Origin of the sequence: Gilliamella sp. ESL0232 (assembly GCF_013346885.1) — a bacterium.
GTDB classification, from domain to species: domain Bacteria; phylum Pseudomonadota; class Gammaproteobacteria; order Enterobacterales; family Orbaceae; genus Gilliamella; species Gilliamella bombi.
Genome location: NZ_JAAEDW010000011.1, coordinates 24,843 through 39,102, shown reverse-complemented (window position 1 = coordinate 39,102; position 14,260 = coordinate 24,843). Strand labels below are relative to the sequence as shown.

7 protein-coding genes are annotated in these 14,260 nt (G+C 35.9%); 2 read left to right on the top strand and 5 right to left on the bottom strand.

Annotation, left to right across the window (positions count from 1 at the left end; translation table 11 throughout):
- Positions 1–17 precede the first annotated feature (17 nt).
- The 5 genes from pbpC to GYW75_RS11010 all read right to left on the bottom strand — a co-directional run bounded on the left by pbpC (position 18) and on the right by GYW75_RS11010 (position 12,921).
- Complete coding sequence (gene pbpC / locus GYW75_RS11030) at positions 18–2,315, bottom strand: penicillin-binding protein 1C (RefSeq protein WP_174799381.1); 2,298 nt, start codon at positions 2,313–2,315, stop codon at positions 18–20.
- Between the two features lie 133 nt (positions 2,316–2,448).
- Entirely contained in the window at positions 2,449–7,605 is a 5,157-nt protein-coding gene (locus tag GYW75_RS11025; RefSeq protein ID WP_174799380.1) for an alpha-2-macroglobulin family protein, read from the bottom strand.
- Positions 7,606–8,231: 626 nt separating this feature from the next.
- Positions 8,232–9,596 (bottom strand): hypothetical protein, encoded by a 1,365-nt coding sequence (locus GYW75_RS11020; RefSeq protein ID WP_174799379.1) that lies wholly within the window; start codon positions 9,594–9,596, stop codon positions 8,232–8,234.
- Between the two features lie 884 nt (positions 9,597–10,480).
- Positions 10,481–11,584 (bottom strand): hypothetical protein, encoded by a 1,104-nt coding sequence (locus GYW75_RS11015; protein WP_174799378.1) that lies wholly within the window; start codon positions 11,582–11,584, stop codon positions 10,481–10,483.
- A gap of 395 nt (positions 11,585–11,979) precedes the next feature.
- Complete coding sequence (locus GYW75_RS11010) at positions 11,980–12,921, bottom strand: type IV pilus twitching motility protein PilT (protein ID WP_085163951.1); 942 nt, start codon at positions 12,919–12,921, stop codon at positions 11,980–11,982.
- 37 nt (positions 12,922–12,958) lie between these two features.
- Between GYW75_RS11010 and GYW75_RS11005 the strand changes: the two genes are divergently transcribed.
- Positions 12,959–13,660 (top strand): YggS family pyridoxal phosphate-dependent enzyme, encoded by a 702-nt coding sequence (locus tag GYW75_RS11005; RefSeq protein ID WP_174799377.1) that lies wholly within the window; start codon positions 12,959–12,961, stop codon positions 13,658–13,660.
- Positions 13,661–13,696: 36 nt separating this feature from the next.
- Entirely contained in the window at positions 13,697–14,254 is a 558-nt protein-coding gene (locus GYW75_RS11000; protein ID WP_174799376.1) for a YggT family protein, read from the top strand.
- The last annotated feature ends 6 nt before the right edge of the window (positions 14,255–14,260 follow it).

The window sequence follows — 14,260 nt, the reverse complement described above, 5'->3', positions numbered from 1 at the left end:
GTTTGCTCCTTATTGGTTTAATCAAGGGTAAATGTCATTCGTGAAATTTGTCCACTTTGATCTAATAAAAATAGATGATGTAAACCTTTATGAGTAACTGTCAAAGCTACCTTTTGATCGCCATACGTTTTCTCAATAAGTTGACCATCTAAAAACCACCATTTGTCACCAACACCACCTTGTGGAGTTAGATCGATAGTGACATCTTGCTGCCCAGGTAATCGTTTTACCAATTGCTTATCTTGCAGCCCAATAATATTGAGTGGCAAAAAGATATCTTTAACAAACACTGGGCAATGATTATCAACTTCAGGAATTAGCGATTGTCGACGTTCTTTGGGTAGTAGCCAATTTTCTAAAGCTATTGGCCAAAGTGCAACCTGTTTTTTATGTGCATTGCTACAGTCTGCTGACACACGTTTGCCGGCATCATTTACCCAAATAGTCACCCACCCTGAACGATAAATATTGTTATTAAGTGCCGTTAGAGTATCAAGTGTTGGAGGTATCATATTATTTAATACCCATGCATTTTTTTGACGGTGGCAGTTTTCATCAGTTGCAGGTAACTTTTGTCCTGATGGCCAACAAATTTTTTCTAAGGTTACTGTTGTCGGTTTAGTTACTAAGGGAAGTGGGCGATTTATTCGTCGCTCTTTATTTAATAATAACGTGTTAACTTGTTGTAGTATCGGCACCGCTGTAATACTGCCATATTGACCAACAACGGGCGTTCCATCAGGACGACCGACCCAAATGCCAATCAAATAGCGAGGATTGATCCCAATCGCCCATGCATCACGATATCCATAGCTAGTGCCTGTTTTATAGGCAAGCTGATAATTATTAACTAGCATCTGTCTTGTGATCCATGCACTTCCATCGCTAATAAATGGCTTGCTTAGTAAGGGATCTGCTTGCGTAAATCGTAAAGGACTTACTTGCCCATGACGAGCAAAGGCACTATATGCGCTAACTAAATTATCCATTCTTAACGACGCACCACCCAAAATATACGATATATTAGGATCATTACCTTTAGATTGAAGCGGTAAGCCAATACTAAACAGCTTGCCAGCAAATCGTTTTGGTCCATAAAGCTCAATTAACTCAACAGCAGGTAAGTTTAATGAGTTTTTTAATGCCTCTGAGGCACTGATTGGTCCATAAAAATCTTCATCAAAATTCGTAGGTCGATAATCAGAACTGATTCTAGGTGTATCTTGCAATAACGATTCAGAATGAATCATGCCGTCATCAATCGCTAAAGCATACATAAAAGGCTTTAATGTCGATCCAGGAGATCGAAGCGAACTTATCATATCAACCTGACCGAATCGCTCTTTATCGTTAAAATCAACCGACCCAACATAGCCTTTTACGGACATATCCGTATGATCGACAACTAAAATAGCTAGTGAGTTTTTGGGAGGTAACTGATTTTTACGATTAGCAGCAATATCTTCAAGGCTGTATTGAAGGGAGAGATCGATATTTGATCGAATAATATCAACATCAGGATATTGTTGACTTAACCTTCGAGCTAATAAAGGAGCTAATTGTGGCTTTTTACGTGAGTAAACCCATACTTCTTCTTTTCTAACTTGCTCTATAATATCAGATGACCATACCTGATATTGGGCCAATCTTGCTAGAACTTTGTCGCGTGCTTGTTTGGCTCGTTCGGGGTACCTATCAGGACGCAAACGACTGGGTGCTTGTGGCAATACGGCCAATAAAACCGCCTCACTACGTGTTAACGCTTTGGGCTCTTTACCAAAATATGACCAACTAGCAGCCCCTAAGCCTTCGATTGTCCCGCCAAATGGGGCTCGATTAATATATAAAGTTAAAATTTCATCTTTTGTAAAATGTAATTCAAGTTGTAGTGTTCGAAATATTTGTTGTAACTTTCCTGCCATGGAGCGATCGTGTGGATAAAGCAATCTTGCAACCTGCATCGAAATAGTACTACCACCTGAAATAATTCTTTTATTGGTGATATTTTGCCAAGCTGCTCTCAATAAAGAGGCAGGATTAATACCAAAATGATCATAAAAATGGCGGTCTTCATAATTTAATAACACATCAAGGTAATCATTGGGGACTTCATCTAATTTGATAGGATATCGCCAAATACCATTTTCATCAGCAAATCGCCACAGAGGCGTACCATCTTGCGCAAGAATTGTTTGTGTTGTTTTATTTTTTGTTATTGATAAAGGATAAAAGTAATCGGCAACAAAAAAGCTACCTAATAACAAAAGGATAGAAAAAAATAAGAAAGCCAGAATTTTAAGTAGGCGCTTTTTCATTTTGTCAAAAAGTTTCAGGTAACACTATGTTTCGGTATAATATGTTTCAGTATAAATAGATGCCGCTAACAATTGTTAGCGGATAATCAATTTGTTTACATTTTTAAAATCAAATTTAATTGATACATACTCGTTATTGTTGTTTAGATTCATTGGGCTCGACATTGCGCTCAACAATAGACATTAAGTCAATTGATTGACCAATTGCAAACCGATCGGGGCGATACATAGATTCAACATAAGGGTATGGAATCATATAATTACCAGCCGTCACAGCTCTAGCCAAATAAGCAACCTGCGATCGATAAGTACCATCGCTCAAATAGTGATTAATATCAACTGCTGCAACATATCTATCATCACGGAATTCTTGATATTTAATATCATTGCTATCTTCATCTTTCAACAAATTGGCAATTTCCGGTATTGCCTGTAGACTCACACTACTATTTGTGAGATTTTGATTTTCTAACTCAAGTCCAGCAGGTAAAAAATCAACAATTAACGCATCGTGAACGACTTCTTTATGTGCTCTAACATCCAATAATACCACCACTAAATCACCCACTTTCAAGTGATCAGGTTGAATTTTGTTACCTTTCAAATCGTAATAGGAACGATTGATAGTTAAAACATTTTCATCACTCGTTGGTGCAGGCGCTTTCTTGCCATAACCTGAAACGGTGAATTTAATATAAAGTGGTTGTGCATTTTCTGGATTAGAAATCGTTAATCTATTGGCTAAATTAGCAAAATCAAAAGAGCGTGATAAAGTCGAATCAACCTCATTTGACTGCTCGTTGATCACCACATTAAATTTATGTGAAGATTTATGTTGTTCTAATGACCAGCCAGCCACAAATAATGCGTTAAGTTCCTGAGTTGAAAAATAACGAGTATCATTAAGCAAATCAGATAACTGAATTAAATAATCAGCTTGCTTATCAACACTTAAATTATTTTCTACCAATAAAGATAAAACTAATGCATTATCACGAATAGCACTACCATATTCGCCTAACCAAGAATAGCGATTATCATAACTTGTTGTAAATACTCGAGGCATCAAATTATTATAGATATTATCAAAACCAGCCAGCTTGGCGGAAAGCGCTAACTGAGCAACTGGTAATGGTGACAATACTTTAAAATCACTTTCAGTGATCTGTTGATACATCCGATTAATTTCATTACGCATAGGCACAGTGATTTTATTTTGCCTTGCCAACACAGCTAAAGCATAAGCTTTAGTTGCAAATTGCGTATAATTGCTTGCTTGAGAATTATCATAGTAGCTTTGTAAACCATTAAACGCATTGGCATCATAAATATATTGGCTGATACGGGTAATTGCTGCATCAAGCGCTTTATTGTTGACATTATAACCACGCTCACTTGCTTGGATTAAAAAATCAGTCGCATACACCGTTAACCAATATTCCTCGGCACTGTCTTTGCTCCATAAACCAAAACTACCATTATTACGTTGCATTGATAAAATTCGTGAAATACCTAATTGTACTTTCTCACGTCGCTCTTTATCCGATTCGGTTTTAATTCCCAAAGCTGCAAGCTGGTCTTGGTTTGCATACAATGATGGCATTAAACCACTAATGGTCTGTTCTAAACAACCATATGGATAAGCAAATAGCGATTTAATATATTGAGCAATATTTAACGGCGGTTGATTAGATACAATTAATTTACCATCAACCGTGTTTTCAATCATCTCAGCTATACTATCTTCAGGTAAAACCCAACTTTCACCACCATTGATTGCTGCTGCATAATATTTATTGGTAACGGCATAAGCCGGTCTAACACCGACCATCCACGATCGCTTGATCTGATAATTTGAGCCATCCTCCAATAAAATTCCTGTGACATTAATTGTCACCGTACCTTGTCCATAACCATAATCAGCAACAACTGGCACTTGAATAATCTGTCTTTGCTTGCTATCAAGTGTAACTTTCGTAGACTCAACTGCATTTTGATGAATCAAACCATCCGTCAAAACATTGACCTGCATTGTTTGTGTTTTTTCGGTTAGATTATTTAGATCTAGTGCCAAGGTAGCCTGATCACCACCCGATAAAAAGCGAGGTGTAGATAGCTCAGCAACGACTGGCGATGCAACTATCATGGCTTGTTCCGCTTTACCATAACGGCTATCATCCCATGCTTGAGCCATTATGCGTAATTCGCCATTAAAATTAGGCAAAGCAAGGTCAACAAAACCTTCACCGTCATCATTAAGATCAATAGTTTGCAATTGTTGAGCCACAATTTTAACTTCGTTTAATGGTTTTTTACCGCCTGGGCCAGATTCACCAAGCATAGCATCACCACCAAAGCTCACATTCAAATTGCGTCCTTTACCTTCAATTAATTTGCCATACACATCATAAAGATCAACTTCATAACGTTTACGACCCAAAAATGCGCTATAAGGATCAGGTGTTGCAAAATTAGTAATGTTCAAAACACCTGAATCAACAGCCGAAACCAATACTGAAACCTTATGATCCTTTTGGATTGCACTTTTATCTATTTTGACCTTTATTGGAATAGTTTTTTCAGGCTCTGTCTTCGTAGGTGCTTCAATGCTCAAGTTTAATTGACGATTTGAAGTGTCAATTGGTAAATAAAGTAACCCAATTGCTCGTTTAATTGTCTGAACTGCAGCGTCAGTTGATGGGCGAATAATCATCGCACTAATATAAATATCATGGCGTCCCCAATCTTGGATTGGAATTTCAACATCAAGACCGTTTTCACCAACAGTGATATCTTTTTTCCATAATATACCATCATTGGTTTCAAGTGAAATATAACCCGAGCCTGCTACTGGAGCTTGTACATGTATTTTAGCAGTATCACCAACCGAATAGGCGGTTTTATCCAGGCTTAATTTAACCTGATCTGGACGAACAGCATTGGTGCCATTGGTATTATCTTCCCAATTATAACCACTTCTAAAACGTAAACTACTGATAATATTATTTTTAGTATCAACAATTTCAATACGATAAAAGCCATAATCATCCGTTTGGTAACTCACTTTAGCTGTACCATTAGCAGCGATAGACAGCGGTTGCTCTTGCACAACGAACTCACTTGAATTGTATGCTTGATACCACCCAGTATGTTCAGACCAAGTCCAATAATAATTATGACGTTCACGAATAATTCTTGCCTTTAAATGACTAGCAGCCAGCTTTTGCCCATCAGTGTTAACATAAGCCACTTCAAATTCAGCATTAGCACCTTTATCAACTGTCGGACTAGTTTCATATTTATCTAATGACCAATCATAATAAGGTGATTGAGAAAATAGTGCACGCACAGCAGGAATTTGCTGATTTGGCCAAATAATTTGGCTGGCATAACGAGTAACAGGGCGTCCTCCTGAATCAAGTAAACTGGCTTGCAAAATAAGTTTAATAGGAGAACTCAACTTACCCCAATCGCTAGTATCAATTCCAACTTGTGCATTACCATTTTTATCTAATGTCGTCTCAATATTATCAAGTTGTCTACCTATACTATTGTCAGTCACATTACCAATTTTATAATCAGCAAGTTCAGGTATTGAATCAATTTTTTTAAGATAAATATTACCTTCTAAATTATTTCCTGCTGCTGGAGCACCATAAAGATACCAACCTTTAACATCAAAATTGACACGTTTATCAAGCGTAATAGGCTTATTGGATGCGGTCGTAATTTCCATTGCCATACGCTCTGGTAAAAATTCTTCCACACGGAACCACACATAACGGTAATTATCGTCGCCTAAATTAAAACGAAATGCCCATTTACCCGTTGCTGCATTAGCTGGAATAACATATTGCCATTGATATAAACCGTTAGATTTTGCTTTAGCATCGACAGTAAAATTCTCAACAACTTGATTATCGGGTGACATAACATCAACCACAATTGGTTGCAAAGGCAATGGCTTACCATCAGCATTACGCAAAAGTGCATTAAAATAGACCGTCTCTTGTGGGCGATACAAATCACGAGGCCCAAAAGCAAATAGTTGTTTTTGATAAAAAGTAGACCCCGTTAAATTATATTCACTTAAATTTAATGCGCTACGATCCAAATTCACCAAAGAAATTTGATTACCATCACTTGCCGTAAGTAGTGCATAATCCATATCTTTTGGCAAAGTGACTTCAGCATAACCTGTAGCATCAGTTTTAGCCGAAATAGTGGTACAGTTTTTATTACTATCTCGAATACTTTTGTTACATAAAATCGATATATTTACATCAGCAAATGGTTTTCCATTGTCAAGTCCATGGGTAATAACAGATAATTTACCATTGTTATAAGCATGAACCGCAACACCTATATTACTGATCGAAAATAGCGATGCAGGATTTGTATAATCGTAACTTCCTGCTTGATTCATAACAGCTAAATAAATCCCTTCTTGCTGAAGTTGCGGAATGGATGATAAGTTAAGTAATACGGTTTCTTGCGAATTACGCTTAGGATTAAGATCAAACCGAGACGTATAAACTAAATCAGCAAATTTATTAATATTCTTTGAATTCCAAGCTGACACTTGGTTAATAAAACCATAATCAGCGATAAAATCAGATAACTGTTCAGGTTTAATTTTAAAGAAATTAACATCAATTTTATTAACATTAAGCGTAGTAACAGGTAAACCTGTCATTGATTTGCTTGGCAACAAAAAACCATTACTAGCAAATCCCACCATCGGCAGGCGATCTTGAGTTTTAATTTCTGCTTGGTAGACTTCTTTTAAGCTGTTGCCATTAATTGCAGCTAACATCTTATCAATGGTGAGATCTAATTGACGGTTTGGTTCAAGATAGCGATGTCTTAATTCTAATCCGTTATCCGACAACTCCCAAGCCCCGTCAACATTACCCGTTTGGCGATCAACTAAACGAAGTAAATTAGAAAAATTGAGTTTAGGATTTAAAGGAACCGAAAAGGTAATAACTAAAGTACTTGAACCATCAATAATGACCTCTGAACTATCAATAACAGTTAATTCTTTACCGTGATATTTTTCAACTAATTCTGGTGTGGGGTTAAAGGCTAGTTTTGACGATTCATCTTGTACGATATCGTTGTCATCACTAGGATTGCTAATATCAGCGGTTGTATTATTATCAATAACTTTTGTTTCTGATTGCGTTTCTGCCTGTTCAGCGCGTGTGTTTTGTTCAGCGTCTTTATTATCACAACCAGCTAATGCTAACAGCAGGCTAAATACAACTAAATGCTTTACTAACCCCATTTTCCACCCCATAAACAATAATTCTTATTACTAATTATTTTTATCTAAATTTTAACCACATATTATGTACTACCTTTGACCTTTTAGCAAAGGATGTTTAGTAAGAATAGTTATAGTGGATTGGCTGAAAAATGTAGCCGACTTAAAGTTACTCGTCTTAGCCATAATATTCGCCTTTTTAAACTATCTTCGCCTTGTAAAATATTTAAATTTGTACCAATTTCTATCTACCTAATAAAACCAAATTCATCAATCCCTAATTAGCCTACTAACAACCTACTTTAGTTGAGGGGACATTTTAGTACTAGGATAAAGCAGTCATATGGACTTTACGATATTATGGCAATATTGCGAGCGTTTATTTTTCTCAAAATTGTTCAAGTGGAATATTTGTTTTATTAAAGTTATTATTTCAATGTTTTTATTTAAATTAATTACTTATAAGCTAGGTTCTATTTTATTGGGAGATTGTATTTTATCTAGAAAAGCGCTCTTGCTTTTAGCTGCAAAAGCGCATAGATTGCCAACTTTGTTGGCTCTCAACCACTTATATTGGAGTGGCTTTTATTTTTTTCTTAACCTTAATTATCTCATAATCTAGATCGAGTTGAAAAGATTAACGATACCTAAGGGGTAATACACAAACCATAGATAAGATGAGGAAGCTCATAGCTACCTATGTGCCCAATATCAGGAGCAACAGCAAACTGACCAACTCCTACGGCAACATCACTTGTCCAATAATAGTCATTATACGGAAATCCCGTTCCAGGATAATCGCCCATATAACCCCACTCACTAAAAAAACCAGCACCAATTCGACGCTGATAATGATCACCAACTGAAGGAGGTGTGGCGGCTACTGAACCTTGACACCAACGAATTGAACTGACACCCGCACCTGAACAAATTGCATTGGTGACATCATTTACCTTTATAAGCCGATAACCTAAGCTATTACACCAATTTGCTGTATTAAAAGAGGTATCACGAGTTTCTCCACGATTAACAAGCCACTTCTGTAATTCAAACCCATATTTTACTACTGCGCTACCATTATTATCGTAGCCAACTAACTCAAATGATTGTGGTAAGGTCGGTTTTCTAAGTTGACTTGGATTTGTAGCTTGCTGTTGAGTTTCGGTTGCTGTTGGACCTGTTAGCGTAACACGGACATTAAATCGACTTACATTAGTCATAGTAGCTGTAATCCCCCCTTTTGTCACTGTCGGCCAAGTTAATTGATTTGCCCCACCTATCTCCAAATCAAAGAATAAACCATTAGATGCTGTGGTTGGAAAGTTACGATTATAAGATGTAGGATAGATAGACTGGGGGATAAAACCTCTATCTGAATCCCACATCTCAGCAGGACCGCGAAAATCTGTCCACGAATTTGTACCATATTTCAGATTAGGCTTGGCATAGCAAATTTTAGGTGGTAGATTTGGACTAATGTAATACACTGCGCTACCTTCTGTAAAAGTGCTAGTATCTGGTACTCCGTATTGCGTTCTTAAACTACCACCTGTACTACTTAACTCCACTTTATAAGGCGCATTACAAATATCTAAAGTATCATTACGATTAACCGTTTGGTTATTTTTATCCGTGATACTCAGCGTGATATCCCCTTTTACAGTGACATTACCATCACCATCATCATCTTGCCAAAAGTTACGAGTTATCACCAAGTCATTTAAACTCACTGTGTTAATAAATGGGGGGACTATCATATCAACATTAGCGAAAGTATCACTGTCATTTGGTAATACGATTGGGTTTGAAAATGATGATGTATTAGTCGTAGGTGTAATATTGGTACCATCCGATAACTTAATATCTAATAAATCTTTAAATGAAATTGCTTTGGTTCTGCCACTATCAAACGTTAAATAAGGCTCAGTACCGTGAATGCGCTCAGAAGTCGTGGCCGATAATGCCTGTGATTCTAATGAGTACGGCAATAACAACAACGGTGCTAATGCCAATGGGATTTTTGAAAATAATTTTGTGAATAATTTCGATGATATAATGGAGTTTTGTGTAAAAACACATCGAATAGGATTATTTGATAAATTTAAGACATAGGTTTGCCAGTGCTTGTGCCTTGTGCCTTGTGCCTAAAATAGTACTGCATTTTGTTCCACCTGTCAAGTAATATTTTGTTTTATTTCGATTTTTATAATTATTCGCTTATTTAATAAGCTTATCTTTCTAAAGCGATTAAAGTATAGCCGTTTAAGAAATAGTTGGCTAGTTTTTTGGCGGACTTTTTTGTAAAGAAATGTAAAGATGAAAACGATTCGGTTTTATAGATAGGTGAATTTTCTAATTAAAATATATGTTAGTTTTAGGATTTTTTAACTTTTGTGGAATGATTAATATTGGTGATAACATCTAAAACACAAACACGCCCAACAGCTCAGTTGGGCGTGCTAGCTTTACTTTGTTATCGGTATATTTTGGCGCTTTGATAAGTCAAGCTTATTAATATTGTGGTGCTATAAGCGTGTTTTTTGCTCTAAAATATCTCAGGTAGACTATTGATTTTATTTAATTTTTTATTTTTAAATAAAATCAACCGTTTATAGGCTAGTTTTTTATTACGTTGAATTTGGCTTTTTAAGAAAAGCGCTTTTGTTATTTGATAATAGCTATTTAATAACAACTTGTTAATAACAGCTAGTTAATAACAAATACACAAGCTTTAAAATTGTATTGGTCGGGCGTTGTTTTGGCTTTTAGTCATTAAAGTGCTAGCTTTGCCTGCTCAGCGCCCAACTTGCGCCGTGGCTTTATTCTTTTGTTAGATTATCCTCTCACACCATAAGCACCTTCTGCGTCCTAATGATTAAGAAATAAACGCTAAAAACTAAGGCGCGGTGCAAACAGTATAGTAACGGTAGGAGGCACCGCTGCTGATGACGCTGCCACCGCCCGAGCTAACAAGGAACTGATCACCTCTGTATGCTCCCACATCACTCGTCCAAAAGTAGGTGTTGGCGAATCCCGCATCAGCATAATAGGTTATGGGGCCCCACTCAGTAAAAAATCCATTACCTATTCTTCGTTGGTGAATGTTATCAGATGATGATGACGTGACATTATCTATGCCATTTATACAGGGGAAACTCGTGTACATACCACACTTTGCATTGGTTAAATCTCTTACCTGCGGAAGGCGATAACTCAAACTATTACACCATTTTGTTTGATTAGAAAATATATCCCCCCACAGATCTTGCCACCGACTGACGAACCATTGCCTTAATACAAATCCATATTTTACTACTTCAACGCCATCTCTATCCCTACCCACTAACTCAAACGTCTGCGGTAACCTTGGTACAGTAATTCGTCTAGGATTCGGATTATCCCATTGATTTCTTGCCTCTGGACCTGTTAGCTTAACGCGAGCTACAACTTGTCCCAAGTCCTCATAAGGAATCCACCATTCACGAGCTACAACATTTGTCACTGTTGCAGTAATTCCCTCATGCGTGACTGGTTCCCATGTCAATTCTTCTGGTTCTATTCCTGTTATGAGTAAATCAAAATATAAATTATATGCACCCGTGGTCGGGAAATTTTGATTATATGATTCAGGATTGACTGATTGAACTAAAAAGCCTTTATTCTGATTCCATATGTCAGCTGGACCTGCGTATTTACCATTACCCCAAAATAGATTTGGCCTTACATAATTGATAACTGCCGACGGTATTATTATTGCATCACTACGATTACTCGCTCGAGCTTTTTTACCATTCGCCTGTACATCCCATGACGATGACAATAATAACAATGCTAATACTAGCAAAGCTGTTTTAGGTGATTTGAGCGATAATTTCGATAATGCTTTGAGAGATAATTTCAAAGATATAAATAAGTTTCGTGTAAAAACTCGTCGAATAAGATTATTTAATAAATTTAAGACATAGGTTTGCCAGTGCTGGTGTCTAAAATGATAATGCATTATGGTTAACCTGTCAAGTAATTATTTGTTTTATTTATATTTTTATAATTATTTGCTTGTTTAATAAGCTTGTTTTCCTATAGCGATAAAAGTATAACCATTTGAAAAATTGTTGGCTAGTTTTTTGGCGGAATTTTTTGTAAAGAAATGTAAATTTTAGAAAAACACTGAGGTGTTTATACTTTGTGGTTAAAAACCCTCTAAAAACTCATAAGGTGCTTTTCCCGAAATCGCTTAAGATTTTGCATTCTATCTTTTAAATCGATAAATATTTGCTGATTATGTCATATCTCAATTCAAAGTTTTTATCACTCTTTCCGCTTTGCCATTCGTTTGTAGTCACAGGTAAATAAATAAAATTAGTTTATGATTAAAGATTATTTCAATTTCAGTAATTATTGATCCGTAATAATTTGCATACCATGTTGTCGCCCCGTCTGCATAAGGGAAATAATTTGTTTAATTTTGCCTTCATTAATTAAATTACTGACAGCAGGAGTATTGATAAGCACTTCAAACAACGCTTTACGCCCATTTTTTGTTAATATTAGCTTTTGACTGATAATTGCTCTTAAATTATTTGATAATTGTGTGCGAATAAAGTTACGCGAATTTTCATCAAATACATCAATAATACGATTAATGCTTTGAATAGCAGAACATGTATGTAACGTAGCAAAAACTAAATGCCCTGTTTCAGCTACTGTTAATGCAGTTTGGATAGATTTTTTATTACGTAATTCCCCAAGTAATATTATGTCAGGATCTTGCCTTAAAAGGCTATCAAGTGCGTAGTCAAAATTTGTAAGCTCTCTTTGTTGAATTAATGAATGTTGATTATGATAAATAAACTCAATGGGGTCTTCTAAAGTAATAATGTGTTTGGATTGAGTTGAGTTAATATATTCAATTAATGATGCAAGCGTCGTTGATTTACCACTTCCTGTAGCACCTGTCACTAAAATAATACCACTTTCGTGCGTTATTAGCTTTTTAAAAACCTCGGGCGCACCTATTTCATCTAGATCTGGAATCTGTTTTTTAATCATTCGAAACACTGCCGAAATACCACGCTGTTGATAAAAAATATTGACTCTAAAGCGACCTATTTCAGGAGATTGATAGGCTAAATCAATTTGTTTATCTTGCTGTAATTGTAATTTTTGTGATTCATTAAGTAACGCCAATAGTTCAGATTCTAAATCTAACGGCGATAACTTTTCGTTTGATACACACTGTAATTGTCCATTAATGCGAATGCGTGCAACTTCACCACTTGAAAGATGCAAATCGGATGCTTTTTGCGTTACACTAAGCGACAACATCGATTTTAACATTATATTTTACCTATTAGTTTATTAATTGGGAATTAACATGAATACAGTACGTGACAATTTACTTACTATAAAAAACACAATTCAAGAAATAGCAAAAAAATGCGAACGAGATCCCAATACAATCGAACTTATTGCGGTCAGTAAAACAAAGCCAGTAACCTTAATCAAACAAGCGATAGATGCAGGTCAACTATCTTTTGGTGAAAACTATGTTCAAGAAGGCGTTGAAAAAATCCAGTATTTTAAACAAACTCTCCCCAATACTTTATTAACTTGGCATTTTATTGGTCCATTACAATCGAACAAAAGCAAATTAGTCGCCGAACACTTTGATTGGATGCATACCATTGATAGATTTAAAATTGCTCAACGTTTAAATGATCAGCGCCCAGCTAATATGGAAAACTTAAATGTACTTATTCAAGTTAATATTAGTAAAGAAGCCAGCAAGTCTGGGGTTGAGCCTGAACAAGTTTCTGATTTAGCAAAACAAATTATAACACTACCCAATTTAAATTTACGTGGATTAATGGCGATCCCAGAAATTGAAAATGATTTTGACAAACAACTAAACGTCTTTAACAAAATGCACGAACTTTTGCGTTCTTTACAAACTGATTATCCATTTATGGATACATTATCCATGGGCATGAGTGGCGACATGCAAGCTGCTATTGTTGCTGGTAGCACTATGGTTCGAATAGGTACAGCGATCTTTGGAGCAAGGCAGTATTTGTGATATATTGCCCGAATAGTTTATTTTAAGGAGTCTTAAATGACATCGCTTTATTTTCTAGGTAATACCATCTTAACGGTATGTCTCTATGTTTTAATTTTGCGTTTATGGATGCAGCGTGTGCGTGTAAATTTCTATAACCCATTTACCCAATTTATCGTACGAATAACTCAACCTATTATCGGTCCATTACGCAAAGTCATCCCATCTATTAAGCAAATTGATACCGCTACATGGGTTCTTTTATATTTTGTTGCCGTCATTAAAATTATTTTTATTTCCTACTATGGAATGATTAATGAATCAATTTGGACTAGTAAATACCTGCTTTATGCTATTGCTGTCATAGCTCATGCATTTGGGCATTTATTATTCTGGTTATTACTATTTCGAGCAATTCTAAGTTGGGTTAGCCGTGGACAATCAAACGCGGATGAATTACTTGCTCAGTTAACTGAACCACTTATAGCACCAATTCGCCGTATTGTGCCACCGCTTGGAATGATTGATATCTCATTTATGATTTTTGTATTTATTTTAATGTTTTTAAATATGCTCGCTGTTGATGTATTTGGATATTTATGGATTGTGCTTTAAATTAAA

What these genes read in the sequence shown, in the direction of transcription:
- pbpC (WP_174799381.1), bottom strand. Translation starts at nt 2,315, where the DNA reads ATGAAAAAGCGCCTACTTAAAATTCTGGCTTTCTTATTTTTTTCTATC.
- GYW75_RS11025 (WP_174799380.1), bottom strand. Translation starts at nt 7,605, where the DNA reads ATGGGGTTAGTAAAGCATTTAGTTGTATTTAGCCTGCTGTTAGCATTA.
- GYW75_RS11015 (WP_174799378.1), bottom strand. Translation starts at nt 11,584, where the DNA reads ATGCATTATCATTTTAGACACCAGCACTGGCAAACCTATGTCTTAAAT.
- GYW75_RS11010 (WP_085163951.1), bottom strand. Translation starts at nt 12,921, where the DNA reads ATGTTAAAATCGATGTTGTCGCTTAGTGTAACGCAAAAAGCATCCGAT.
- GYW75_RS11005 (WP_174799377.1), top strand. Translation starts at nt 12,959, where the DNA reads ATGAATACAGTACGTGACAATTTACTTACTATAAAAAACACAATTCAA.
- GYW75_RS11000 (WP_174799376.1), top strand. Translation starts at nt 13,697, where the DNA reads ATGACATCGCTTTATTTTCTAGGTAATACCATCTTAACGGTATGTCTC.